The following is a 26,281-nucleotide window of genomic DNA, read 5'->3' as shown; positions in this document are numbered from 1 at the left end:
GCCCATGGCGCACGGTCTCCCCACCCGCGCCATGGGCGGGTCGCGTCGGGGCTGGCGGAGCTGGAGCGGTGGCTTGCCGACCAGGTGCGGCAGGGGCTGGCCGGAGCCGCCGAGGACGACTGGGAGGGCCTGGCCAAGCGGCTCGTGGACGCCCAGGCGCCCGGAGCGGCGGGCACCGTCTCCCGGCTGACCCGGGTCCGTTCCGAGGAGGGCTGGCCGGGGCGGCTGCTGGAGGAATACGCGCTGCTCAACCTGCTGGCGGTCGCCTACCGGCGGCGGGCCGGGCTGCCCGCGGCGCTGGCGCGGACCGTGCTGATCCGCGCCGGGTTCCCCGTCACCAGGGAAGAGGTGCTGGCCCGACCGGCCGTCCGGGATCACTGGGATGTCCTGGGCGGGCGCGACGAGGTGCAGGATCGGCTGACGGCGCGCAAGGTCTGGCTGCGCGGGCGGCGTACCCAGCGTCCCGCGCTGATCCTCTCGTTCGCCCCGCAGGGCCAGCCGCTCGACTCCTCCCTGGTCACGGGCACCACGATCGAGGCCGACCTCACCTACTATCCGGGCGCCGCTCCGCTGCGTGCCCTGGTCGCCGCCCGCCACGGCACCGTCCCGCCGCCGCCCGGGCGCGGTCCGTCCGGTGCGCGTGGGTCCTCGGGGTCGTGCGGTCCGCCGGGGGTTTCGCCGGAAGAAGCGCTGGACGAGGTGGCCTCAGCGCTGGCGGACGATCCGTGGACGGAGTCGTGGCCGCTCGTCCTCAGCGGCGTCGTGCCGGAGCGCACCGGGCTCGGCGGCCTGCCGCTGCACGTCAGGGCCCGCGACCCCTGGCGGCTCATCGCCGTGTCGGGCGGGCGCCCGCTCACGGTGGCCGTCGAGTGGACCCCCCAGGGCCTGCGGCCCCTGACCACGTGGGACGACGACGGCAGGGCGGTGATTCTCTGATGGGCCGGGAGCGGGCGAGGAGAGGACGGGCGGTGATCCTGTGACCGGGTGGGAGGAGCTGGCATCGACGGCGCTCGTGGGCACCGACCGCAGGCCGTACGACGGGGATCTGCTCGCCCGCGCCGCCGTGGAAGTGGCGCGGCGGCGGGCGGGCCGGCCGCTCGGACAGGCGCCGGAGCAGCAGCCGGCGCCCGCCGAGGAACGGCCGGTCGTCGGCCGGCGCGCGGCCGGGCGGCTGATGCGGATCATGGGCGGCGAGCAGGAGCGGTTGCTGGGGGAGTGGCTGGCCGCGGCCGCCGCGACCGGCCGCAGGGTGCCCCCCTACGCGCTGCCCGAGCTGCTCGAACGCGGCCGGCGCGACCGCTCGATCAGGGTGCACCTGGGCGTTCTGGCCGGGCAGCGCGGCCGCTGGCTGGCCGGGCTCAATCCCGCCTGGGCCTACCTCCTGGAGGAGCCCACCGGCCAGACCTGGGAGCTGGGCTCGGCGGCGGACCGGCGGGCGCACCTGCGCCGCGTCAGGGCGGCCGACCCCGCGCGGGCCCGCCGGCTGCTGGAGAGCACGTGGGGGAGCGAGACGCCGGACGACCGGGCCGAGTTCGCGGAGGTGCTGGCCGACGGGCTGAGCATGGACGACGAACCGTTCCTTGAGCAGGCGCTCGACGACCGCCGCAGAGAGGTGCGCCAGACCGCCGCCAACCTGCTCACCCGGCTTCCCGGATCGCGCCTGTCGCGGCGCATGGCCGAGCGGGCGCGGGCGTGCGTGACCATCGCCGGTGAGGTCATCACCGTCGAAGCCCCCGAGCTCTGCGACAAGGCGATGGAACGCGACGGCGTGCGCGCCAAGCCGCCGAGAGGCATCGGCGAGCGGGCCTGGTGGCTGCAGCAGATCATCGCCCGCGCCCCACTGGCGAGCTGGGGCCACCCGCCCGCCCGGCTGCTCGGGATGAAGATCCTCGACTGGGACGCCGAGGTGAAGGCCGCCTGGGTACGCGCCGCCGTGCTGCAGAAGGACCCGGAGTGGGCGCGGGCGATGTTCGGCTGGGACCCGATCGCGGACCTCCTCGAATGCCTCCCGCCCGACGAGCAGCAGGAACTCGCCGCCGACTTCGTGAAGAAGCACGACCTGGACAGTCAACTGATCATGGTGTTGGGCGGCGTCTCGTCCCACTGGCGCGAGGGCCTGGCCACGGCCGTGCTCCGCAAGATCGTGAAGGTGGCCACGACGCAGCCGTGGAACCTCGGCGAGCTGGTCAAGCTGGCGGGCGAGCACATCGACCCGGCTCTGTTCCCGCTGGCCGAGAGCTACTCGCCCGTGGAGTCCATCCAGCGGGTCGCCGCCCTGCTGCGTTTCCGCGCCGACATGTACGACGAACTTTCCGCAAGTGAACGAAGCGAGGAGACCATGGAGCGACCGGCGAAGGAGGGCGCATGACGGTTCTGCGCCCGCACGCGGAAGATCAGTACGCCGAGGAACTGGCCGTCCTCGCCAAGGACGACGACCGGCCGAGGCCGCCCGGCTGGACGTTGTCGCCGTGGGCCGTCACCACCTACATCCTGGGCGACGGCGACCGCGTCACCCCGAAATACGTGGGCGCGCGGCGCATCGTCGAGGTCGCCGTCGCCACGCTGGCCACCGACCGCGCGCTGCTGCTGCTCGGGGTGCCCGGCACCGCCAAGACCTGGTTGTCCGAGCACCTCGCCGCGGCCATCAGCGGCGACTCGACGCTGCTCGTGCAGGGCACCGCCGGCACCGCGGAAGAGGCCGTCAGATACGGCTGGAACTACGCCAGGCTGCTGGCCGAGGGCCCGTCGATCGAGGCGCTGACCCCGTCGCCCGTGATGCGCGCGATGGCCGAGGGCCGGGTCGCGCGCGTCGAGGAGCTCACCCGCATGCCGTCCGACGTGCAGGACGCCCTGATCACCGTCCTGTCGGAGAAAACCCTGCCGATCCCCGAGCTCAATCGCGAGGTCCAGGCCGAACGCGGCTTCAACGTCATCGCCACCGCCAACGACCGCGACAGGGGCGTCAACGAGCTGTCCAGCGCGCTGCGCCGCCGTTTCAACACGGTGGTGCTGCCCGTTCCCGCCACCGCCGAGGAGGAGGTGGACATCGTCGCCCGCCGCGTCACCCAGCTCGGCGCCTCTCTCGACCTGCCCGCGACGACGACGGGGCTGACGGAGATCCGCCGGGTGGTGACGGTGTTCAGGGAGCTGCGCACGGGCGTCACCGAGGACGGGCGCACCAAGGTCAAGTCGCCGAGCGGCACCCTGTCCACGGCCGAGGCGATCTCCGTACTCACCAACGGCATCGCGCTGGCCGCGCACTTCGGTGACGGGGTGCTGCGCCCGTCCGACGTGGCGGCGGGAATCGTCGGCGCGGTGGTCCAGGAGCCGGTGTCGGACCGGGTGGTGTGGCGCGAATACCTGGAGACCGTCGTACGCGAGCGGTCGGACTGGCGCGACTTCTACCGCGCCTGCCGCGAGGTTTCGTGACCGCCCGCCCACCCGCCGGCGGCGACCGGCCCGGTCCCGGGGCGGCGGGCGTGCTCAAAGCGGGGCGGGCGGACGTTCACGTGCTGGGCGTGCGCCATCACGGGCCGGGGTCGGCACGGGCCGTGCGCGACGCACTCGAACGCCTGCGGCCCGGCGTGATCCTCATCGAGGGCCCGCCGGAGGCCGACCGGATCGTCTCGCTCGCCCCCGGCATGGAGCCGCCCGTCGCGCTGCTCGCCCACGTGCCGGGGCAACCGTCGCGAGCGGCGTTCTGGCCGTTCGCGGTGTTCTCGCCCGAATGGCAGGCCATCCTGTACGCCACGTCGGCGGGCGTGCCGGTGCGCTTCTGCGATCTGCCCGCCGCCCATTCGCTGGCGGGCGACGGCGACGAGGAGGCGCCCGGCCTGCGGGCCGACCCCATCGGGGCGTTGGCCGCCGCCGCCGGCCACGACGATCCCGAACGCTGGTGGGAGGACGTCGTCGAGCACCGCGGCGACACTCCCTTCGCGGTGATCGCCGAGGCCATGGCCGCGGTGCGCGAGGGGCACCAGCCGGACGAGCGGGAGGCCAGGCGCGAGGCGCACATGCGCAAGACCCTCCGCGCGGCGGTCAAGGAGGGTCACGAGCGGATCGTGGTGATCTGCGGCGCCTGGCACGTGCCCGCGCTGGCGGAGCCCCTGCCGCCGGTCGGCGCCGACAACGCGCTCCTGCGCGGCCTGCCGAAGGTGAAGGCGGAGCTGACGTGGGTGCCGTGGACGTACGGGCGGCTGGCCTCGCGGAGCGGCTACGGCGCGGGGATCGCCTCACCCGGCTGGTACCATCACCTGTTCGACGCGCCCGACCGGCCCGTGGAGCGGTGGCTGACCGGAGCCGCGGGAGTGCTGCGCGAAGAGGGCCTGCCGGTGTCGTCCGCGCACGTCATCGAGTCCGTACGCCTCGCGCACGGTCTCGCGGCGCTGCGCGGCCGTCCGCTGGCAGGGCTCGGCGAGGTCACCGAGGCGGCCAGGGCCGTGTTGTGCGAGGGCGACGACCTGGCCGTGGAGCTGATCCAGCGGCGCATGGTCGTCGGCGACCGGCTCGGCCACGTCGGCGACGGCACGCCGATGGTGCCGCTGCAGCGCGACCTGCGCGAGCGGCAGCGGCGGCTCAGGCTCAAGCCGGAGGCGCTCGACCGGGAGATCGACCTCGACCTGCGCAAGCCGCTCGACCTCGACCGGAGCCACCTGCTGCACCGGCTGCGCCTGCTCGGCGTCGGCTGGGGGACGCCGGGGCAGGCGCGGGGGAAGGGCACGTTCAGGGAGACGTGGACGCTGCGGTGGTGTCCGGAGCACGACCTGGCGCTCATCGAGCACGCCGCACTCGGCACCACCGTCGCGGCCGCCGCCACCCAGCGGGCCAGGGGCCTGGCGGGGACGGAGCCGGTGGCGCTGGCGGAGCTGACGTCCCTGGTCGAGCAGTGCCTGCTGGCCGAACTTCCGGATGCCCTGCCCGAGGTGCTGGCGGCCCTGTCGGCGAAGGCGGCCCTGGACACCGACGTCACGCATCTCATGGCGGCGCTGCCCGCGATGGTCCGGGCACACCGCTACGGCGACGTGCGCGGTACCCCGGCGGAGGGGCTGGCGGCGATCGTACGCTCGATGCTGGACCGCATCTGCGTCGGGCTGCCGGTGGCGGTGACGGGGCTGGACGACGAGGCGGCGGCGGGGCTGCTCAAGCACGTGGACGGCGTGCATTCGGCCGTCGCCCTCCTCGACGCAGGCGCGCAGGGCGGCGCGGGCGGGCCGCCCGCGGGGGACGGGAGGTCCGGTGGCGACGCGAACGCGGAGGCGGGGTCGCCGAGAAGGCGGTGGCTGGGCACGCTGCGGGGCATCAGCGACAGGCAGGATCTGCACGGGCTGATCGAAGGCCGTCTCACCCGGATCCTGCTCGACTGCGGTGAGCTCGACGACGCCGGCGACCGGATGTCCAGGGCCATGTCACGCGGCCAGCTCCCGGCGCGGGCGGCGGCGTGGGTCGAGGGGTTCCTGGCGGGTGGCGGGCTGCTGCTGGTGCACGATCCGCGGCTGCTCGGCCTCGTGGACGGCTGGCTCACCGGGCTGTCGTCCGGCCAGTTCACCGACGTGCTGCCGCTGCTGCGCCGCACGTTCGGCACGTTCGCCGCGCCGGAGCGGCGGGCGGTCGGCGAGCGGCTGCGCTCGGCCGGCCGTGACGCGGGAGAGCGGGAGGAGACCGTCGACGAACGCCGTGCCGCCCCCGCCGTCGCGACCGTGCTCGCCATCCTCGGAACGCCGAGCCGATGACCGCACGGCGCTCGGCCGCACCCCGCGCGCCCGCGTGCGGGGCCGGCGCAACGGTGAGCGGACGAACGTGAGCAGGCGGCGGGGGCCCTCGGGAAAGGTGAAGAAATGAGCGAGGCGGACGAGCGGATGCGCCGGTGGCGGCTGGTGCTGGGCGGCGGCGACGCCGACGGCACGGGATGCGACCTGCGCGGAGCCGACGCGCGGATGGACGCGGCGCTGGCCGCCGTCTACGAGGAGAGCGGCCGCGAGGGCGGGCTGGGCGCGTCGGCTCCGAGGGTGGCCCGCTGGCTGGGCGACATCCGCACCTATTTCCCTTCAACGGTCGTCCAGGTCATGCAGAAGGACGCGATCGAGAACCTCAACCTCACCCGGCTGCTGCTCGAACCCGAGATGCTCGAAGCCGTGGAGCCCGACGTGCACCTGGTCGGCACGCTGCTGGCGCTCAACAAGGTGATGCCCGACCAGGCCCGCGAGTCGGCCAGGGCGGTGGTGCGCCGGGTGGTGGCGCAGCTCGAACACCGACTCGCGCAGCGGACGAGGGCCGCGGTGACGGGCGCGCTCGACCGTTCGGCAAGGACCCACCGTCCCAAGCGGGCGGCCGACATCGACTGGAACCGTACGATCAGGGCCAATCTGGGCAACTACCTGCCCGAGAGGAACACCGTCGTCCCGTCACGCCTGGTCGGTTACGCCCGCAGGCAGCGTTCGGTGCAGCGCGAGGTGGTGTTGTGCGTCGACCAGAGCGGTTCGATGGCGGCCTCGGTGGTCTATTCGAGCGTGTTCGGGGCGGTGCTGGCGTCGATGCGGTCGTTGAGGACGTCGCTGGTGGTGTTCAACACGGCGGTGGTGGACCTCACCGACCAGCTGCACGACCCGGTGGAACTGCTGTTCGGCACCCAGCTCGGCGGCGGCACCGACATCAACAGGGCCGTCGCCTACTGCCAGGGCCTCATCACCAGGCCGGCAGACTCGATCGTGGTGCTGATCAGCGACCTGTACGAAGGCGGCGTCAGGCAGGAGCTGCTGCGCAGGGTCGCGGCGATGACGCAGGCAGGGGTTCAGGTGATCGTGCTGCTGGCGCTGTCGGACGAGGGGGCGCCGTTCTACGACCACGAGAACGCGGCGGCGCTGGCGGCGATGGGCGTGCCCGCGTTCGCGTGCACGCCCGGCGCGTTCCCCGAGCTGATGGCGGCGGCGATCGAGCGGCGCGACATCGCCCGGTGGGCGGAGCACCACGCCCCGGTCACGGGGTAGGAGTCTCGGCCCTGGCTCTGCGGCGCTACGTCGAGATGTCCTCCGCCAGGTCGCCGGGACGGAGGCGCGCATGCCCTGACGGGACCGGCGCCCTGCGCGCCTTAGGTCCAAGTGCCTAGGCCCCGCGCCCGATGTGCCGGCCTGAGGGTACGCCATAGCTTGCCCCCATGACGACGACTGTTGCAGGATCCGCGGCCGCGCGACCGGTCAGCGTGGTGTCCCCGCCCTATCGAGCGATCAGCGTGGGGCTCGTCGCGCTGATCACGCTGACGGCCTTCGAGGCGATGGCCGTGGCCACGGCGATGCCCGTCGTGGCCCGCGACCTCGGCGGCATGCACCTGTACAACCTGGCCTTCAGCGCCACCCTGGGGGCCAGTGTGATCGCGACGGTGCTGGGCGGGCGGTGGAGCGACGTGCGTGGGCCGCTCGTGCCGATCGCCGCCGGGGTGACGGCTTTCGTGGCCGGTCTGTTGCTGTCCGGGTTGGCGTCGACCATGGAGGTGTTCGTCGCGGGCCGGTTCGTGCAGGGCCTCGGGGCGGGATTGATCCAGGTCGCGCTCTACGTACTGATCGCCAGGGTCTATCCGGCCGCGATGCACCCCAAGGTGTTCGCTCTCTTCTCGGCAGCCTGGGTGGTGCCGTCGATGGTCGGGCCCGCGATCGCCGGGCTCGTGGTCGAGAACGTCGACTGGCGATGGATCTTCCTCGGCGTGCCGCTGATCGTCATCCCGGCAGCGTTGCTGCTGTGGCGCGGCACCGTCGGACGCGAGGTGCGAAGCGGCGCCGCCGAACCCGCCCCCGGCCTGGGCCGGAAGCTCGTCTGGGCCGTGCTGACCGCCGTCTCCGCCGCCCTCATCCAGTACGGCAGCGCGCTCGAACTCGCCGGCCTGCCCCTGCTGCTCGCCGGCATCGTCCTGCTGGCCGTGGCGCTGCCCCGGCTGCTGCTGCCCGGCTCGCTCAAGCTCGCCCGCGGCCTGCCGACCGCCCCCGTACTGCGCGGCCTGGCCTTCGGCGCGCTCACCGCGGCCGAGGTGTTCGTCCCCCTCATGCTGATCAGCGAGCGGGACCTGACCCCGACGGGGGCCGGCATCGTGCTCACCATCGGCGCGCTCGGCTGGTCCACCGGCTCCTGGATCAAGGGCCGCGGCATGATCGGCGACATGACCGCGATCCGCGGCGGCGCCGCCATGATCGCCCTCGGCATCTCCCTCGTGACGCTGGTGCTGATCGACTCGGTGCCGATCGCGGTCGCGTACGTGGCCATGGCCGTCGCCGGTCTCGGCATCGGCGCGTTGCACCCCACGGTGTCGGTCCTGGTGCTGGAGATGTCCAGAAAGGGCGAGGAGGGCCAGAACAGCGCGGCCGTCGGCGTGGGCGAGTCGGTGTTCACCGTCGTGGCCGTCGCGGTCAGCGGCGCCCTGTTCACGGCCACGGCCGGGAACTATCTCACCGGTCTGGCCTTCACCGTCGCACTGGCGCTGCTGGCCTTCCTGCTGGCCCCGCGTTTTGCCCAGCCCATGGCAGCGGGCACTATGGAAGGAAGCGCGTCATAGAACGACGAGAATCTCCCTTTCCACCTTCCGCTGACCGGGCACGACCCGGAGGTCAGGGGTGGACGGGAAGGGCTCTCGCCGGTGAGGGGGGTACATGCCGCGAGTGCGGGAGCTGGAGGTCTTCCGGCTGGTTCTGCCGTTCGGCAGGAAGTCGGAGACCCTGCTCGTGAAGCTCACCGACCACGGCGGCATGACCGGCTGGGGCGAGGTGACCTCGCCGCGGCCGAAGACCTGGTCGAGGTTGGAGGAGTCGCTGGCCGCCCTGCTGATCGGCGTCGACTGGGAACATCCCGACACTGTGCCGAGCGGCGACTCCGCCGTCGACATGGCCTGCTGGGACCTGTGGACGAAGATGCGCGGCGTGCCGCTCGCCGAGGCCATCGGCGGCACCCGCACCTCGCTCATGGCGACCGTGCGGCTCGCGCCCGACCTGTCCGTCGAGAGCCTCGTGTCCCGGGTCAACCAGCAGGTCTGCGCCGGCTACGGGCACGTCACGCTCGACATCAGGCCCGGGTGGGACGTCGAGCCCGTGCGCGCGGTACGGCAGGCGTACCCCGCGCTGACCCTCGCCGTCGACTGCGGCAACGCCTACTCCGACCTCGGCCAGCTCGTCGCGCTCGACTCCTACGGCCTGGAGGTCATCGAGCGGCCCTTCGACTCCGGCGACGTCCACGCGCACGCCTCGCTGCAAGACCAGGTGGCCGCCTCGGTCGCCGTCGAGGTCGGCTCGACCGCCGATCTCGACGACTATCTGACGTTGCGCGCGGCGCGGGTCCTGCTGCTGCGGCCCGCCGCGTTCCCGTCGTTGTCGGAGACCAGGCGGGCGCACGACCGGGCCGCCGCGGCGGGCTGGGACATCCAGTGCGCGGGCGGACAGGGCGCGGGGCTGGCCAGGGCCGCGACGGTGGCGGTGGCGAGTCTGCCCGGGTGCACGCTGCCGTGCGACGTCACGCAGCCGCCGCGGCAGAACCAGATCGTCACCCCGATCGTGGGCGCGAACGCCGGCGTCATCGCCGTGCCGCTCACCCAGTCGGGCCTCGGCCACGACATCGACGAGACCCGCCTGCGCAAGCTCGCGAAGGACACCTTCCACGCGTGACGGCGGCCGGCGCCTTCCCATCGCGCTGACCAGATACTTTCCGCAACGAAGGTCACAGCCCGGCGGAATCTCTTGTAACGGCCAGGGCATAACCTTGGTTAGGGGAGGTCCGGCAGCGACGGTCCGGCGATCGCCGGACCGCTGGAGAGATCATGGCTGAGTCGAACATCGTGAACGACTGCAGGCTGCCGGCGGAGCTGAACAGCTTCGTGGGCCGCCGGCACGAGGTGGCCGATGTCAAACGGCTCCTGTCCGAGTCCAGGCTGGTGACGCTGGTCGGCGTGGGAGGCGTCGGCAAGTCCCGGCTGGCCCTGCGGGTGGCGCTCGACGTGCGCCGAGCCTTTCCCGACGGCGTGTGGCTGGTCGAGCTGGCCGCTCTTGAGGACCCCGAGCTGCTCGTCCAGACGGTGAGCGAGGCCCTCGGGATCCAGGACCGGTCCGTACGCTCCCCGATCGACGTGCTCACCAGCCGCCTGCGGGACGAACACCTGCTCGTGGTCCTCGACAACTGCGAGCACCTGCTGGACGACTGCGCGGTCCTGGCCGCCACGCTGATCCGCGCGGTGCCCCGCCTGAGCATCCTCGCGACGAGCAGGCAGGCGCTCGGCGTCACCGGCGAGCTGACGATGCCGGTGCCGCCCCTCGTGATTCCGGGTCTGGACAGCGAATGCCCGTCCACCGCGTCGCTGCGGCAGTCGGACGCGGTGCGATTGTTCGTTGACCGGGCCCACGCCGTGCTCCCTGGCTTCGAGCTCACCGAGGACAACGGCGAAAGCGTGGCGCGCATCTGCCGCCGGCTCGACGGCATCCCGCTCGCCATCGAGCTGGCCGCCGTGTCGCTCAGGGCCATCTCGGCCGACCAGCTGCTGGCCCGGCTGGACGACCGTTTCCGGTTGCTCACCAAGGGGGCGCGGACCGCCATGCCCCGCCAGCGGACGCTGCGGGCGCTCATCGACTGGAGCTACGGGCTCTGCACCGAGCAGGAACAACTGCTCTGGGCCCGGCTGTCCGTCTTCTCGGGAGGCGTCGACCTGGAGGCGGCCGAGCAGGTGTGCTCCGGCGACGGCATCGAACCGGACGAGATGCTCGACCTGGTCAGCGGCCTCGTCGGCAAGTCGGTGCTGGCCCGCGAGGAGCACGGCACGTCCGTGCGGTACCGCCTGCTGGAGACCATCCGCCAGTACGGCCGCGACCGGCTGCGGGAGTCCGGCGGCGAGCACGAGATGAGGACCCGGCACCGCGACTGGTGCCGGGACCTGGTCGACCACGCGCAGCGGGCCTGGTACGGCCCCGAGCAGCTGGCCTGGTTCGCCCGCCTGCGCGCCGAGCACGACAACATCCGCGCGGCCCTCGACTTCTGCCTGACGACGCCGGGCGAGGGCGAACCCGGCCTGGACATCGCCACGGCCCTGCGCTTCTACTGGATCGCGTCCGGCTCGTTCCGCGAGGGCCGCAGCTGGCTCGACCGCCTTCTCGCCGAGGACCGCGAGCCCAGCGCGGCCCGCGCCCGCGCCCTCGTCGTCGACGCCCGGCTGGCCGTCCTGCAGAGCGACTTCACGGTCGCGGCGGCCATGCTGGACGAATGCCACGGCCTGGTCGAGCGGCTCGGAGAGGAGTCGATCCTGGCCAGGTCCGCCTACGTCGTCGGCTTCTCGGCCCTGCTCCAGCGCGACCTCGACGGCGCGCTCAGCCGGCTCGGCGAGGCGGTGGAGCGCAGCCGCGACGAGGACGACCAGACGGGCGTGGTGAACGCGCTGATCTACCTCGCCACCGCCTACTCGCTCCTCGGCCACGCCGAACAGGCCGTCACGCACTTCAAGGAGTGCATGGAGATGTGCGAGGCGCGCGAGGAGCACTGGTTCAGGTCGTACACGCTGTGGGTGTACGGGGTCGAGAAGTGGAGGCAAGGGGACACCGCGGAGGCGGTCGAGATGGAACGCCTGGCCATCCGGCTCAAGCAGCCCTTCGACGACCGCCTCGGCATCGCCCTGTGCATCGAGGCCCTGGCCTGGATGGCGGCCGGCGACGAACCCGAGCGCGCCGCCGTCCTGCTCGGGGCCGCGCGGGAGAACTGGCGCTCCTTCGGCGGACCGCTGTTCGGCAACCTGTCCGACTACCACGACGCCTGCGAGGCCTCCACACGGGAACGGCTCGGCGGCAGGCGCTTCGAGTCCGCCTTCCGCAAGGGCACGGAGCTCGGCTCCGCCGCCGCGGTCGCGTACGCCATGGGCGAGGACCCGTCACCATGCAAGCAGGCCACAGAACCGTCGCCGCTCACCCGCAGGGAGGCGCAGATCGCCCGGCTCGTCGCCGAGGGCATGAGCAACAAGGCGATCGCCGCCTCGCTGGTCATCGCCCAGCGGACCGCGGAAGGACACGTCGAGCACATCCTGAACAAGCTCGGGTTCACCTCGCGTGCCCAGATCGCCGCCTGGGTCGGCGAGCAGGACCACCGTAACTCCGGGAGTTCCTCATGAAGCCCAACGGCGGCCTGCTGACCGGCGGATCCTCCTTCATCGGCCGAAGACGGGAGCTGTCCACGGCCAGGAAGGCGCTGACCCAGGGACGGCTGCTCACGTTGACCGGGCCGGGCGGCGTGGGCAAGACCCACCTGGCACTGCGGATCGTGGAGCACGTGCGGGGGATGTTCCGCGACGGCGTCGCCGTGGTCGAGCTGGGCACGCTGGAGACGGGCGAACTGCTGGAGCCGGCGGTGGCCGCGGCGCTGGGGCTGCACGACACGGGCCCCGACCCGATGAACGCGCTGGTGGACTACGTGTCGGGCAAGCGCATGCTGCTGGTCCTGGACAACTGCGAGCACCTGTGCGTGATCTGCGGCCGCTTCGTGGACCGGCTGCTGCGGGCCGCTCCCCGGCTGCGCATCCTGGTCACCAGCAGGCAGACGCTGGGCGTCTACGGCGAACGGGTGCTGCCCGTGCGTCCGCTGCCCGTGCCCGATCCCGGCAGGCCGCCGGGGGAGATCGCCCGCCACGACTCCGTCCGTCTGCTCGAGAGCCGCATGGCGGCCGTCCTGCCCGGTTTCTCCCTGGCCGCGGACAACGCGCACCGTGTGGCCCGGCTGGCCCAGCGCCTGGAGGGTGTGCCGCTGGCGATCGAGCTGGCTGCGGCCAGGCTGCGTACGATGTCGCTCGACCAACTCCTGCGCGAGCTGGACAGGCCCATCGACGTGCTGGCCGCCGACACCTGCGCCGCGCTGCCGCGCCACCACTCCGTGCGGGCGACCACGGATTGGAGCTACGGGCTGTGCTCGCCGGGGGAGCAGCGGCTCTGGGCCCGGCTGTCCATGTTCCCCGCCGGGGTCGACCTGGACACCGCCGAATCGGTGTGCTCCGGCGACGGGATCGACGCCGCCGACGTGCTCGACCTGCTGGCGGGGCTGGTCGACAAGTCGGTGGTGTGCTGCGAGCGGCGGGGGAGCGGGCTCAGATACCGCATGCTGGAGAGCCTGCGCGCGTACGGCGGCGAGCGGCTGGCGTCCTCCGACAAGGACCTGCTGCGCGGGCGCTACGTCGACCACTATGGGGACCTCGTGCGGAACAGCCGGATCGACCGGCTGGTGCCCGACCAGCTCGAACGTTACCGGCGGCTGCAGGCCGAGCTGCCCAACGTGCGGGTCGCCCTCGAAGCCTGCCTGAGCCGGCCGCCACTGGCGCGCGCGGGCCTCGACATCGCCTCGACGTTGTGGTGCTTCTGGCTGTTGGCCGGCTCGCTGATCGAGGGAAGGTACTGGCTGGAACGCGGCCTCGGCCTGGTGCCGGAGCCGGGCGGGATCCGCGCGACGGCGCTCTGGGTGGACAGCATGCTCGCCCTTCGCCAGGGCGACCTCATGAGGGCGCTGCCCAGGCTGGAGGAGTGCCTCGACCTGGCCCGCCGCCCCGGCAACGAGGCCGTCCTGCCGTACGCCATCAGGACCGCCGGCGTCGCGGCCTTCTCCAGCGGGGACCACGAGCGTGGCCTGTCGCTGCTACGGGAGTCGCTGGCCCTGCACCGGGCGGGGGAGAACCTGGACGGCGTCATGCTCAACCTCTACTACGCGGCCGCGTACGGCTCCGTCGGCCACCCTGGGCAGGCCGCCGAGTTCGGCGAGGAGCTGCTCGACATGAGCGAGAAGCACCACGCGCAGGTGTCCCGCGCGTACGCCCAGCTGGCGCTCGGCGTCGTGCGATGGAATCTGGGCGACTGCCGGCGGGCCGAGGCGCTGGTGACGTCGGCGGCCGTGTTCACCGGGGCGGTCGACGACCGCTGGTGCCTCACCCAGTGCCTGGAGGTGCTGGCGTGGATTGCGGGCGCCCGCCAGGACCACTGGCGGGCCGCCGGGCTGATGGGCGCCGCTCACGCGCTGTGGCAGGCGATGGGGGCCTCGCCCGAACGGCTGTGGTACCACGCGGCAGGGCACGAGCGCTGCAGGGAGCAGGCGCGTGGCGCGCTGGGCGGACGGGCGTTCGCGACGGCCTTCCGCCAGGGGACGCGGCTCGGCCAGGAGCGCGCCGTGAATTACGCCGTCGCGGGGCCGTGAGAGGGCCGTCTCACGTCAGGGCGGCCTCCAGCAGCAGGGCGCCGGCGCCCAGGAGCGCGGCGTCGCGGCCCGCACGCGCCGGCGCCACCTCCAGGTCCCTCGTGGCCAGGGGGAGGCAGCGTTCCCACACGGCTGCCCGGATCGACGTGATCAGCGGCTCGGCCGCCGAAAGGCTGCCGCCCACCGCCACCACGTCCGGGTTGAAGAAGTTCACCAGCACGGTGAGGACCTCGCCGATCCGCCGGCCGGCGTTGCGCACCAGGCTGGTCGCCTCCGGGATCGCGTCGTTGACGAGCCCCACGATGTCGCCGGTGCGGGTCACCACGATCCCGGCCTCCGACAGGGAGGCCATCAGAGCGGCGCCGCTGGCGTAGGCCTCCAGGCAGTCGGGGTGGCCGCAGGCGCAGATGACGGAGGAGTCCGAACGCACGCGGACGTGGCTGATGTCGCCGGCCGCGCCCCGGCCCCGGTGCAGGCGGCCGTTCACGACGACGCCGCAGCCGATGCCCGTACCGGCCTTGACGACCATGAGGTTGCGGCGGTCAGGCCAGCACCGCGCCTCGCCCGCGGCCATCAGGTTGGCGTCGTTCTCGACCAGGATGGGCAGGTCGTAGCGGGTGGCCAGGTGCTCGGCCACCGGGAAGTCGTTCCAGCCCGGCATTCGCGAGGGCGTCACGACCCGCTGGGTGAGCGGGTCCACGGGGCCGGGGACGCCGGTGCCGATCCCGCGCAGCGGCACCGCCGCGGGCACGTGCCCGGCCAGCAGTTCGTCGAACGCGCCGGCGATGCGGTCGAGCGTGGCCCGCGGGCCGTCGGCGATCTTGCAAGACCGCTCCTCGATGACGAGCGGGGCGCCGCTGAGGTCGAGCAGGCCGAGGCGTACGTGGTGGGCGCCGAGGTCGGCGACCGCGAGCACGCCGGCCGTGTCCGACAGGCGCAGCCGCCGGGGCCGCCGGCCACCACGCGAGGTGCCGGAGCCCTCCTCGGCGAGCAGGCCGGCGTCGAGGAGCTCTTCGACGCGCAACGACACGCTGGACGCGGCCAGGCCGGATAAACGCGCGAGGTCCGCGCGTGACTCGGCCCTGCCGGTGGCGACGAGTCGCAGCAGGTCGCCCTGTGCCCCCTGCACGGGCAGCCGCTGGTTCATGTGAAAATACCTACCATGCGTCGACTTCAGACGACAACGTATTGACTTAGTACGAAATATCCGACTACGGTCCGGCTTATCTTCGATATCGAAGGAAGTGAGCTGTTCATGAAGAGGTTTGTCGCCGCCGCCGCGTTCGCGGTGTTAACCCTGGCGGCCTGCGGTGAGTCGAGCAGCCCAGCCGTGCCGGGAGAGCCCCGCAGCAGCGGCCCCGACGTGCTGGCCGAGGCGCCGGTCGCGACGGCGGCCGAGATCCTGCCCGGCTCGACCATGGAGAAGATCAAGAAGCGCGGCGAACTGCTCGTGGGCGGCTCGCTGGACGCTCCCCTGCTCTCCCAGCAGAACCCCGTCACCGGCGAGGTCGAGGGATTCGACGCGGAGATGGGCAGGGCGCTGGCCAAGTACATCATCGGCGAGCCCAAGGTGAAGATCGTCAACTCGGCGTCGGAGACCCGGGAGGCGCTGCTCGCCAACGGCACCGTGGACGTCGTCTTCCAGACGTACACGATCACCGAGGAACGCGCGAAGCAGGTGTCGTTCGCGGGCCCGTACTACACCTCGGGTCTGTCGATCGCGGTGAAGAAGGGCACGACCGGCATCGCCAAGCCGGAGGACCTGAACGGCAAGAAGGTCCTGGCGGGCGCGAACACCCCGGCGATCCCCGCGATCAAGAAGCTGGCGCCGCAGGCGGAGATCATCACGTTCGGCAGCGACCCCGAGTGCGTCCAGGCGCTCAAGCAGGACCGCGGCGTCGCGTACGTGCAGGACGAGACGATCCTCATCGCCGACGCCAAGGCCGACCCGGCCATCGAGATCGTCACCAAGCCGTTCACCGAGGACCCGTACGGCATCGGGCTCAAGCACGGTGACGACACGTTCAAGAAGTTCCTCAACGACTGGCTCAAGAAGACGCAGGACGCCGGGGTCTGGCAGCAGATCTGGAAGAAGTCCATCGGCACCGTCGTGACCGGCGAGGCTCCCCAGCCGCCGCGGATCGGCTCCGTGCCGGGGTCCTGATGTCCGTCCTCCTGGACCACCTGCCCGAGCTGTGGCAGGGGCTGGTCGTGACGTTCCAGCTCACCGCCGGGTCGTTCGCCGGCGCGGCGGTGCTGGGCGTGCTGGTGTGCGCCCTGCGGGTCAGCCCCGTCAGGGTGCTGCGCGCCCTCGGCACCGCCTACGTCGAGACGTTTCAGAACCTGCCGCTGCTCGTGCTGCTCGTCCTCGCCTTCTTCGGCCTGCCGGAGATCGGCATCCAGGCCGGCCTGCTGGTGACGGCCGTCGTGGTCATCGCCGTGTACGAGGGCGCCTACGTCGGTGAGGCCCTGCGCTCGGGCGTGAACGCGGTGTCGAAGGGCCAGGGCGAGGCCGCCAGGGCGATCGGGCTCACGTTCGGCCAGTCGCTGCGGCACGTCATCCTGCCGCAGGCGCTGCGCACGGTCGTCCAGCCGCTCGGCAACATCTTCATCATGACGACCATGAACACCGCACTCGCCGCGGCCGTCGGCGTCGTCGACCTGACGGCCGCGGCCAACCGGGTCAACCTCGTCGAGGCGCAGCCGATCCCGATCTTCGTGGGCGCGGGCGTGGCCTACGCCCTGATCGCCGCCGCGGCCGGGTTCGTCACCGGGCGGCTCGAACGCAGACTGGTGATCCTGCGATGACCACCCTCCGGCCACTTCCAAGGCGGTCACCCCGATGACGAGCACCGCGCTCTTCGACGAGCCGGGGCCGAAGGCCAGAAGGCGCATCCGGATCGCGACCGTGCTCGGCACGCTCGCCGCCGTCGCGCTCGCCGCCCTGGCCGTGCGGCAGTTCGCCGCCAACGGGCAGCTCGACGCGGCGCGCTGGCAGCCGTACGCGACCTGGCCCATGTGGCGCTACCTCCTCGACGGCCTGTGGTCCACCTTCCTCGCGGCCGTCGTCTCCGCGGCGCTGTCCATGGCGCTCGGCCTGCTGCTGGCGCTCGGCCGGCTCTCGCCGCGCCGGTGGGTCCGCCTGCCCGCCGCCGGATACGTCGAGGTGGTCAGGACCATCCCGGCGCTGCTGCTGGTGTACGTGGTGCTGTTCGCGCTGCCGCGCTACGGCATGGACCTGCCGCTGTTCTGGAAGCTGGTCGTGCCGCTTACCGTCTCGAACGCGGCCGCCTTCGCCGAGATCTTCCGCGCCGGCATCAACGCGATCGAGCGCGGCCAGACCGAGGCGGGCCTGGCCGTCGGGCTCACCCGCTTCCAGACGATGCGGCTGATCGTGTTGCCCCAGGCCGCGAGCCGGGTGCTGCCGTCCATCGTCAGCCAGTCGGTCGGGCTGCTCAAGGACACCTCGCTCGGCTTCATCGTCAGCTACGGCGAACTGCTCTACAGCGGCAAGGTCCTGGCCGCCTACAACCATCTGGTCATCCAGACGTATCTCGTGGTCGCGCTGATCTACCTGGTCGTCAACGCCTCGCTGTCCAAGCTGGCCCGCACCCTGGAGGCCCGCCGGCCCGCCCTGCCCGGAAGGAGACCCGCACGTGCCTGAACTCGCCCTGCTCGCCGAGGTGATCCGGTCGGGCTTCGTGGAGAGCGTGCACTACGGCAGCGCCGTCGGCCTCGGCCCCTCCGGGCGTACGGAGGTGGCGCTCGGCCCGGTCGGCGCGCCGGTGCTGCCGCGCTCGTCGGCCAAGCCGTTCCAGGCGCTGGCCTGCCTGACGGCGGGCGCCGCGCTGGCGGGGCCGAGGCTCGCCGTCGCGGCGGGCAGCCACACGGGCGAGGACTTCCACGTACGTCTCGTCCGCGAGCTGCTCGACGACTACGGCCTCGGCTTCGACGCGCTTGCCTGCCCGCCCTCGTGGCCCGAGGACCAGCCCACCATGCGCGAGCTGATCAGGCAGGGCCAGGACGTCTCGCGCGAGCGCATGAACTGCTCGGGCAAGCACGCCGCCATGCTCGCCGCCTGCGTGGCGAACGGCTGGGACGTGCCCGGTTACCTGGCTACCGAGCATCCCCTGCAGCTCCACGTCCGCACCGTGACCGAGGAACTGGCGGGGGAGAAGGCCGCGCACGTGGCGATCGACGGATGCGGGACGCCGCTGTACGGGCTCACCCTGACCGGCCTCGCGCGGGCGGTGCGGGGGCTGGTGGCCGCCGCGCCCGGCAGCGGGCCGCGTCAGGTCGCCGACGCGATGCGCGAGCACCCCCAGTACGTCGGCGGCACCGGACACCAGAACACCGGCCTCATGCGGGCGTTGCCCGGCGCCCTGGCCAAGGGCGGCGCGGAGGGCGTGCTGGTCGTGGCGCTGGAGTCGGGACATTCGGCGGCGGTGAAGGTCATCGACGGCAGCCCGCGCGCCACCACCGCCATCGCGCTGGACGTGCTGCGCATGATGGGTTGCGACGTGGGCGGGGCGGCGGCGTACGAGCGGGTGGACGTGCTGGGCGGCGGCGTGCCGGTGGGCCGGATCGCCACCAGGCTGTCCTGACCGGCCGGTCGCACGCCGGTCGCACGGCGGTCGCACGGCGGTCGCACGGCGGTCGCACGGCGGTCGCACGGCGGTCGTGCGACCGCCGGTTCGGGCTCGCCGGTCGCGTCGCGGCCGGTCAGCCGTTCGCCAGCGCGGAGCCGCAGCCGTCCTTGAGGCCCGTGGCCGGATCGTCGCCGGCCTTCTTCTCCGTCGGCCCGGCGGTCGTCGCGGTGGTCGGCTCGGCGGTCTTCTTCGACGGCCGCTCCGCCTTCCCGGTCGGCTCCGTGGACGGGGTGGCCGAGGCGGCGACGGCGGGCTTGGTGTCCTTCGAGTCGCGGATGGCCTTGTCGGCGACGTCTCGGATCTTGTCCCAGTCGGGGTAGCCGGTGTTGATGAGCGGCGGCACGAACTGCACGCTGGACACCTTCGCGTTCTTGACCTTGAGCGCGAGCGGCACGAGGTGCTTGAGCATCGGCCGCGGGATGTCGGTCCTGATCAGCTCTTTGGTGGCGAGCGCGATCTTGTTGAACCTGGTCAGCACCGTCGCCGGGTCGGCCTGGTCGAGGATGGCGCCGAGCACGCAGCGCTGCCGGCGCATCCGGGTGTAGTCGTCGCTGTAAGTCCGCGAGCGGGCGTACCACATGGCGTCGGCGCCCTTGAGCTTGCGCGTGCCGGCCTTGACCAGGCCCTCGTTGTACCTGCCGAACACGACGTCCTTCTCGACGGTGAGGATGACACCGCCGATGGCGTCGATGAGGCGGGCGAACCCCCACATGTTGACCAGGGCGTACCAGTCGACCTTGACGCCGAGGGTGTAGCCGATCGTGTCCATCAGCACCTTGGCGCCCTGGTGCTCCTTGCCGCCGAAGATCTCGGGGTGGCTGTCGGCGTACTCCCAGACGCTGTTGAGCAGGTCGCTGCGCCCGCCGCCCGGGTCGGCGGGGAGGCGGAAGCCGCCGGGGAAACGCTCGGCCATCGGGGTGCCGGGGCGGAAGCGTACGTCCTCCAGGTTGCGCGGCAGGCTGAACAGCACGGTGTTGCCGGTCTCCACGTCGACGCTGGCCAGGTTCATGCTGTCGGTACGCACGCCGACCCTGTGGTCGTCGGCGTCGCCGCCGAGGAGCAGGATGTTGACCCGGCGCCGGCCCGCCCACGGGTTCTCCGGCTCCGGCTCGGCCGCGACGGGCCCGTCGTCGCCGTCGTCGGCGGGCTGCTGGAAGATGCCGTCGAGCGTCTGCTGCGAGGTCCAGACGAACTGCGCGACCAGCCCGAACGGCACCACGACGGTGACGGCGAGCAGCCCCGCGAGCGTGCCGGTGACGATCTGCCCGGCCTGCGGCAGCCGCCCCGGCCGCAGCACGACGAACGAGTGCACGATGAGGGCGAACCACGCGACGCCCAGCGCGGACGCGCCGACGAGGATGGCCGTCAGCCAGGAGTCCTCGGTCAGCGAGCCGAGCAGGTTGTCGGTCAGCAGGCCCAGGGCGAGCAGGCCCAGCAGCAGGGCGGCGTAGCAGGAGAGCAGCGCGAGGCCCGTCCTGCGCCATCCGGCGCGCAAATGGGCGGCGCCGGGCGCGAGCGCCCCCAGCACCAGCCAGCCCAGGATCGCTCGGGCGCTCATCGGTTCCCTTGCCTGCCGCACGCCTTCCCCGTTTCCCCGCGTTCTCCACCATAGGCGCGATAGCCGCATCCTGTGGTGGACCCGCCGGTGCGGCTCGCCGAGGACACGGAGATCGCTGCGCTGAGGCAGGCCGCTGACGTGGCCCGTCTCAGGTCTGATCGAGGCGGCAGCCTACGCAAAGAATACGAAATGTCTCCTTATCGGAGGATGAACATCAGGAACCGAATAAGATTCGGGTCATGGCCTTCACCGAGATCGGGTACGAGGTGAGCGATCGCGTCGCCACCGTGACGCTGCACCGGCCCGAACGGCTCAACGCCTTCACCCTGACCATGCGCGCCGAGCTGATCGAGGCGTTCGACCTGGCCGACGCGGACGACGACGTACGCGCCGTGGTGGTGACCGGGGCGGGCCGCGCGTTCTGCGCCGGAGCCGACCTGAGCGGCGGCGGCGACACGTTCGCACGCCCCGCTCGCCACCGCGGCGAACCTCAGGATCGGCGGGACCTCGTGAACGGCGCGCCGCGCGACGGCGGCGGCACGGTCGCGCTCAGGATCGCCAGGTCGCTCAAACCGGTCATCGGCGCGATCAACGGCGCGGCCGTGGGGGTCGGGGTCACGATGACGCTGCCCATGGACGTGCGGCTCGCCTCGGACACGGCCAGATTCGGGTTCGTGTTCGCGCGGCGCGGGATCGTCACCGAAGCCGCGTCCAGCTGGTTCCTGCCCAGGATCGTCGGCATCGCCCAGGCCATGGAGTGGGCCACGACCGGCCGCGTCTTCCCGGCCTCCGAGGCGCTCGCAGGGCGGCTCGTCTCACGCGTGTACCCGGCGGACGAGCTGCTGCCCGCGGCGTACGCGCTGGCGGACGAGATCGCCGCGAACACCTCCCCCGTCTCCGTGGCAGCCGTACGCAGGCTCATGTGGTCGGGCCTGTCGGCGGCCTCGCCCTGGGAGGCGCACGCGGCCGACTCCCGGCTCATGACCGAGCTCGGCGGCGCGCCCGACGCGGTCGAAGGCGTCAGCGCCTTCCTGGAGAGACGGCCCGCCCGATTTCCCATGACGGTCAGCCAGGATCTCCCGCCCGGCGTGCCGTCGTGGCCCGACGATCCTTATGGTGTCTGATGTGTACGAGACCACCGTGCTGCCCCTGCCCGACGACTTCGAAGGCCCGGTCGTCGCGACGCTGGTCGCCAGGCGGGCCACCACCCCCACCCGCAGGGCCGTGCTCTACCTGCACGGGTTCACCGACTACTTCTTCCAGCACCACCTGGCCGACCACTACGTCGGCCGCGGCATCGACTTCTACGCCCTCGACCTGCGCAAATACGGCCGCTCACTGCTGCCCCACCAGACCAGGGGCCTGATCAGGAGCGTCACCGACTACTTCCCCGAGATCGACGAGGCCGTCCGCATCATCAGGCAGGACCACGACGAGCTGACGATCAACGCCCACTCCACCGGCGGCCTGATCGCGCCCCTGTGGGCCGACCGCGTGCGGGGCCGCGGCCTGGTGCAGGGGCTCGTGCTCAACAGCCCGTTCTTCGACCTCAACGTGCCCGCGCCGCTCCGCATGGCCGCCGACCTGCTCAAGACGCCGCTGTCCTACACCCGCTGGGTCATCCCTCTCGGCGCCGGCACCGTCTACGGGCAGACCCTGCACCGCAGCCTGCAGGGCGAATGGGACTACGACCTGGAGCTCAAGCCCCTGCACGGCTTCTCCGTGCACGCCATGTGGCTGGCCGCCATCCGCAGAGCGCAGCGCCGGCTCCACGCGGGCCTGTCGGTGGACGTGCCGGTGCTCGTGCTCACCTCGGCGGCGGGCCTGCGCGTACGCGACTTCGTGCCGGAGGCGCGCACGGCCGACATCGTGCTCGACCCCCGGCACATGGCCCGCTGGTCCACCTCGGTCGGACCGCGCGTCACCTGCGTACGCATCACGGACGGTCTGCACGACCTGGTGTTGTCGGCCGAGCCGGTGCGCAAGCAGGTGTTCGCCGAGCTCGACCGCTGGATGAACGCCTTCGTCTACCAGGGGAACGAGAACAGCCCGTAGTAGGCCGCCGCCACCATCAGCAGGCCGGTGCCGCCCAGCACGCCCGCGATCGCCACATGCTGCCAGCGGCTCGGCCGCATGCCCTCGCGCAACGCCGACACGAGCGCCGCCACCGCCGTGACCTCCTGGATCAGCATCCACACCGCGAGCACGCGTACGACCAGCCAGCCGGCCAGCACGGCGGGCCAGGCACCCGCCTGGTTCACCGAGAACAGCACCAGCAGCATGATGAACGCCACCACCGACATCAGCAGGCCTAGGCTCGTCCACGCGATCCTGCTGAGCCTGCGCCGCAGCGGCGGCCAGAGGCGGGCGTTGGCCTCGGCGGTGACGCCCGCGCGGCCGCGCAGGCGGACGACCATGGCGGCGACCGGCCCCGCCACGTAGCCGACCGCCGCCAGGCAGATCGTCAGGCCCAGCATCGTGCCGCCCGCGTACCAGGGAGCGGCGGGCACGTCGCTGGCCTCGAACCGCTGGACCGGGGTGGCGCCCGCCATGTGCACGGACGGCTCGGCGGTGTCCGGCAGGCCGAGGATCCAGTTGGCCATGGTCTCCAGGTAGCCCTGGGTGAAGTCGCCGCCGTTGACCCGCATGGCGTGATCGCCTTCGGCCATGAAGCGGATCGTGTAGTCGTCGTTGCCCGCCTTCTTCATCGCCGTGATCAGCGCCTGGGTGGACTCGACGAAGGGGATCGAGGGGTCGGTGGTGCCGTAGAACGCGAGGACCGGCTGCTCGACCTGGCTTAAGGCCGGCATCGCGTCGTAGCGCAGGAAGTCGAAGCCGACCCCGCCCATCGCCCTGGTCAGCAGGTCGCGTACGCCGATCGGGGCGTGCAGCCTGAGCAGCTGCTCGTTCAGCGCCCACGCGACCTGGCGCAGCGGGGAGACGTTCGGGGAGGACACCATCACCAGGAACTTCACCGCGGAGCTCTTCGCCGCGGCGATGGGCACCACCCAGCCGCCCTCGCTGACCCCCCACACCCCGATGCGGGCGGGATCCACCTCGGGACGGTCGCGCAGGTACTCCACCATGCGCAGCGCGTCGTCGGCGAGCAGCCCGAAGTCGCGGTCGCGGAAGTTGTAGCCGATCGTGCGCTTGTCGAAGGCGATCGTCACCACGCCCGCCGCGGCGAGGAACTCCGCCTGCGGCGCGAACTCGGTGCGCGATCCGTTGCCCGACCCGGACACGAACACCATCGCCGGATGCCGCCCTGGAGTCGCCGGCGCCCGGAGCGTTCCCTCAAGGCGCTGCCCCTCGCCCGCCACCGAGACCTGCTCCCTGCGCACGGAGGCGATCGCCGCCACCGGCTTCAGCTCGGCGGCCGGCTGCTCCGGGATCGACTGGAAGGCTGGATCGGCCTTGAGCGGCGGCGGGTCGAACGCGGGTGGCAGGACGTATCCGACCGTCGCGAGAGCCACCAGCACCAGACCGGCTGCCACGCTCAAGGTGCCACGGCCCGTGCGCATCGGCCTCCCCATGTGCGTTGGTTTGCCCGCCGATCGTCCAGCGTACTCCCGGCGCGTGAGACAGGTGAGCCCGCATTTGTCGGCGAGAACTGTTAGCTTCCTGCGACATGCGCATCCTGCACACGTCCGACTGGCACCTCGGGCGCTCACTCCACCGCGAGAGCCTCCTCGCGGCGCAGGCGGCGTTCGTCGACCACCTCGTGGAGACGGTGCGGGCCGAGCGGGTCGACGTCGTGGCCATCGCCGGCGACGTCTACGACCGGGCGCTGCCGTCGGTCGACGCGGTCGCCCTGCTCGACGACGCGCTGGCCCGTTTGCGCGGCTCGGGGGCGCGGGTGGTGCTGATCAGCGGCAACCACGACTCGGCGCTGCGGCTCAGGTTCGGCTCGGCGTTGTTCGAGACTGCGGGGGTGCACGTGCGCACCCGCCCCGGCCAGGCATGGGAGCCGGTGATGGTCGGCGACGTCGCCTTCTACTGCATCCCCTACCTCGAGCCCGAGCTGGTCCGCGCCGGCTGGGAGCTGCCCGACCGCAGCCACACCGCGGCGCTCACGCACGCGATGACCCGCGTCAGGGCCGACGCCGCCCGCCACCGCGCCTGCGTGGTGCTGTCGCACTGCTTCGTCACCGGCGGGCAGGCCAGCGACAGCGAGCGCGACATCAGCGTGGGCGGGGTGGCCCACGTGCCCCTGCCGGTCTTCGACGGGGTCGGCTACGTCGCGCTCGGCCACCTGCACGGGCGCCAGCGCATGTCCGAGACCGTGCGCTACTCCGGATCGCCGCTGGCCTACTCGTTCTCCGAGGCGGGCCAGGTCAAGGGCTGCTGGCTGGTCACCCTGGGCGAGGAGACCGAGTTCGTGCCCGCGCCCGTGCCCCGGCCCGTCGCCACCCTGAAGGGCCGCCTCGACGACCTGCTGACCTCGCCGCGGCACGCCCGCCTCGAAGACCACTGGCTCCACGTCACCCTGACCGACGCCGTCCGCCCCAAAGCCGCCATGGAGCGCCTGCGCTCCCGCTTCCCCCACACCCTCGGCCTGGCCTTCGAGCCGGAAGGCGCCGCCCCCGCCGTCCGGCCCGCGCGCCTGAGCGGGCGGCCGGAGGCCGAGGTCGCCCTCGACTTCGTCCGCGAGGTGCGCGGCGAGCCTGCGGCGCCCGAGGAGGAAACCCTGCTAAGACAGGCGATCGAGGCGTCGAGGGTGAAGGAGACGATGGCATAGATGCGGCCGCACCGGCTCACGTTCACGGCCTTCGGGTCCTTCCCCGGCACCGAAACCGTCGACTTCGACGCCCTTGCGGAGGCCGGCCTCTTCCTGTTCCACGGGCCCACAGGCGCGGGCAAGACCACGATCCTCGACGCGCTCTGCTTCGCCCTCTACGGCCAGGTCCCCGGCCAGCGCAACAGCGCCCGCAGTCTGCGCTGCGACCACGCCCCGCCCGCGACAGGGCCCTCGGTCGGCCTTGAGGTGACCATCCGCGGCCGGTTACTCCGCATCCAGCGATCACCCGCCTGGCAGCGGCCCAAGCTGCGCGGTGCCGGCTTCACCGAGGAGAAGGCCAAGGTCGTCGTCTCCGAGCGCCGGGGGTCGTCGTGGCACGGGCTGACCACCCGGCTCGACGAGGCCGGGCACCTGGTGGGGGAGCTGCTCGGCATGAACGCCGACCAGTTCTGCCAGGTGGCGATGTTGCCGCAGGGGGAGTTCGCCAGGTTCCTGCGGGCCGGCGGCGACGAACGCGCCAAGCTGCTGGAGCGGCTGTTCACCGTCAAGATCTTCACCCAGGCGGAGGCGTGGCTGGCCGAACACCGCACACTGGCCTGGCGCGAGGCCCAGGAGCTGCGGCAGCAGGTCGACTTCGCGATCAAACGCGTAGAGGAGGCCGCCGGCGACACCCTCCTCACCGCTCCCGGCCCGGCCTCACCGGCGTCGGCCGCCGCGTCCACGGAAGGCGCCGCCGCCCGGAATCCCGGGTCCGGCGGAACGGGGTCCCGGGAGCCGGCGAGCGGGGGCCCGTGCGCTCAGGCGGGGGACGCCGGGCGGCTCACACCGGAGGCCGACCCGTTGCGCTGGGCCGGAGCACTGCTCGACGCCGCACGGGCGGTCGTGGAAGGAAGCGCCGAGGAGCAGGCCGCGGCGGGGCGGGCGCTGCGCGCGGCCCGCGAACGTCACGAGCAGGCCGCGAGCCTCGCCGACCGCCGGCGCCGCCACGCCGAGGCGCTCGCCCTCCGCCGCACCCTCGACGAGCGCGCCGATGAGAGAGCCGACCTTCAGGCCCTGCTCGACGACGCCGCCAGGGCCGACCGGGTCATGCCGCTCATCGCCGCCGTCAGACAGCGTGCGGAGGCCGCCGCCAAGACCCGCACCCTGGCGGCGGACGCCCTGGCC

General features: G+C 72.6%; 20 protein-coding genes. 17 read left to right on the top strand and 3 right to left on the bottom strand.

The annotated features are described in order from the left end of the window. From GUY59_RS35355 to GUY59_RS35315, 9 genes are all read left to right on the top strand, one after another. On the top strand, nt 1-936 hold a 936-nt coding region (locus tag GUY59_RS35355), incomplete at its 5' end, for an SWIM zinc finger family protein (protein WP_161714856.1). 40 nt (nt 937-976) lie between these two features. Next, nucleotides 977-2,368: a DUF5691 domain-containing protein gene (locus GUY59_RS35350; RefSeq protein ID WP_252375122.1), complete on the top strand. Its 1,392-nt coding sequence runs from the start codon at nt 977-979 to the stop codon at nt 2,366-2,368. Next, nucleotides 2,365-3,429, top strand: a complete 1,065-nt coding sequence (locus GUY59_RS35345) for an ATP-binding protein (RefSeq protein ID WP_132341848.1) — start codon at nt 2,365-2,367, stop codon at nt 3,427-3,429. The genes GUY59_RS35350 and GUY59_RS35345 overlap by 4 nt, the downstream gene beginning before the upstream one ends. Nucleotides 3,430-3,479: 50 nt before the next feature. Further along, complete coding sequence (locus tag GUY59_RS35340; protein WP_138205149.1) at nt 3,480-5,729, top strand: DUF5682 family protein; 2,250 nt, start codon at nt 3,480-3,482, stop codon at nt 5,727-5,729. A 105-nt stretch (nt 5,730-5,834) separates the two neighbouring features. After that, nucleotides 5,835-6,983, top strand: a complete 1,149-nt coding sequence (locus tag GUY59_RS35335; RefSeq protein WP_138205139.1) for a VWA domain-containing protein — start codon at nt 5,835-5,837, stop codon at nt 6,981-6,983. Nucleotides 6,984-7,150: 167 nt separating this feature from the next. Further along, on the top strand, nt 7,151-8,536 hold the full coding sequence (locus GUY59_RS35330; protein WP_201761721.1) for an MFS transporter: 1,386 nt from the start codon (nt 7,151-7,153) through the stop codon (nt 8,534-8,536). 94 nt (nt 8,537-8,630) lie between these two features. Then, nucleotides 8,631-9,635, top strand: coding sequence for an enolase C-terminal domain-like protein (locus tag GUY59_RS35325; protein ID WP_171055529.1), 1,005 nt, complete (start codon nt 8,631-8,633; stop codon nt 9,633-9,635). Nucleotides 9,636-9,787: 152 nt separating this feature from the next. After that, nucleotides 9,788-12,112 (top strand): ATP-binding protein, encoded by a 2,325-nt coding sequence (locus tag GUY59_RS35320; RefSeq protein WP_138205137.1) that lies wholly within the window; start codon nt 9,788-9,790, stop codon nt 12,110-12,112. Then, nucleotides 12,109-14,172 (top strand): ATP-binding protein, encoded by a 2,064-nt coding sequence (locus GUY59_RS35315; protein ID WP_138205135.1) that lies wholly within the window; start codon nt 12,109-12,111, stop codon nt 14,170-14,172. Before GUY59_RS35320 ends, GUY59_RS35315 begins: the two co-directional genes overlap by 4 nt. Nucleotides 14,173-14,182: 10 nt before the next feature. Here GUY59_RS35315 and GUY59_RS35310 read toward each other — a convergent pair whose 3' ends face one another. Continuing rightward, entirely contained in the window at nt 14,183-15,319 is a 1,137-nt protein-coding gene (locus GUY59_RS35310) for an ROK family protein (RefSeq protein ID WP_201761720.1), read from the bottom strand. Nucleotides 15,320-15,427: 108 nt separating this feature from the next. On the opposite strand from GUY59_RS35310, the gene GUY59_RS35305 reads away from it, so the two are divergent. Genes GUY59_RS35305 through GUY59_RS35290 form a run of 4 tightly spaced genes read left to right on the top strand, consistent with a single transcriptional unit; the run spans nt 15,428 to nt 18,776 of the window. Continuing rightward, on the top strand, nt 15,428-16,336 hold the full coding sequence (locus tag GUY59_RS35305) for a glutamate ABC transporter substrate-binding protein (protein ID WP_138205133.1): 909 nt from the start codon (nt 15,428-15,430) through the stop codon (nt 16,334-16,336). Next, a complete protein-coding gene (locus GUY59_RS35300) occupies nt 16,336-16,980 on the top strand; it encodes an amino acid ABC transporter permease (protein ID WP_138205131.1) in 645 nt (214 codons plus the stop codon). Before GUY59_RS35305 ends, GUY59_RS35300 begins: the two co-directional genes overlap by 1 nt. A gap of 34 nt (nt 16,981-17,014) precedes the next feature. Beyond that, complete coding sequence (locus tag GUY59_RS35295) at nt 17,015-17,836, top strand: amino acid ABC transporter permease (protein WP_138205129.1); 822 nt, start codon at nt 17,015-17,017, stop codon at nt 17,834-17,836. After that, nucleotides 17,829-18,776 (top strand): asparaginase, encoded by a 948-nt coding sequence (locus GUY59_RS35290; RefSeq protein WP_138205127.1) that lies wholly within the window; start codon nt 17,829-17,831, stop codon nt 18,774-18,776. The genes GUY59_RS35295 and GUY59_RS35290 overlap by 8 nt, the downstream gene beginning before the upstream one ends. Nucleotides 18,777-18,894: 118 nt before the next feature. Here GUY59_RS35290 and GUY59_RS35285 read toward each other — a convergent pair whose 3' ends face one another. Then, nucleotides 18,895-20,379, bottom strand: coding sequence for an LCP family protein (locus GUY59_RS35285; protein ID WP_138205125.1), 1,485 nt, complete (start codon nt 20,377-20,379; stop codon nt 18,895-18,897). Nucleotides 20,380-20,618: 239 nt separating this feature from the next. Between GUY59_RS35285 and GUY59_RS35280 the strand changes: the two genes are divergently transcribed. Both GUY59_RS35280 and GUY59_RS35275 read left to right on the top strand, forming a co-directional pair. Further along, the gene (locus GUY59_RS35280) at nt 20,619-21,503 is read left to right on the top strand and encodes an enoyl-CoA hydratase-related protein (protein ID WP_138205123.1); all 885 of its coding nucleotides are present in this window, start codon (nt 20,619-20,621) and stop codon (nt 21,501-21,503) included. A gap of 1 nt (nt 21,504) precedes the next feature. Continuing rightward, nucleotides 21,505-22,434 carry an alpha/beta hydrolase gene (locus GUY59_RS35275; RefSeq protein ID WP_138205121.1) on the top strand — a complete coding sequence of 310 codons (930 nt, stop codon included), beginning with the start codon at nt 21,505-21,507 and terminating at the stop codon, nt 22,432-22,434. Here GUY59_RS35275 and GUY59_RS35270 read toward each other — a convergent pair. Beyond that, entirely contained in the window at nt 22,407-23,900 is a 1,494-nt protein-coding gene (locus tag GUY59_RS35270) for a prolyl oligopeptidase family serine peptidase (protein WP_138205119.1), read from the bottom strand. The two genes, GUY59_RS35275 and GUY59_RS35270, sit on opposite strands and share 28 nt — an antisense overlap. 107 nt (nt 23,901-24,007) lie before the next feature. Between GUY59_RS35270 and GUY59_RS35265 the strand changes: the two genes are divergently transcribed. Next, complete coding sequence (locus GUY59_RS35265) at nt 24,008-25,117, top strand: exonuclease SbcCD subunit D (RefSeq protein ID WP_138205117.1); 1,110 nt, start codon at nt 24,008-24,010, stop codon at nt 25,115-25,117. Continuing rightward, a partial coding sequence (locus GUY59_RS35260; RefSeq protein WP_161714855.1) for an AAA family ATPase occupies nt 25,118-26,281 on the top strand: 1,164 nt, incomplete at its 3' end.

The sequence above is a fragment of the Nonomuraea sp. K271 genome (genome assembly GCF_009908215.1).
GTDB lineage: Bacteria > Actinomycetota > Actinomycetes > Streptosporangiales > Streptosporangiaceae > Nonomuraea > Nonomuraea longispora.
Note: the sequence above shows the minus strand (reverse complement) of the source record. Positions and strands in the feature narration are given on the sequence as shown.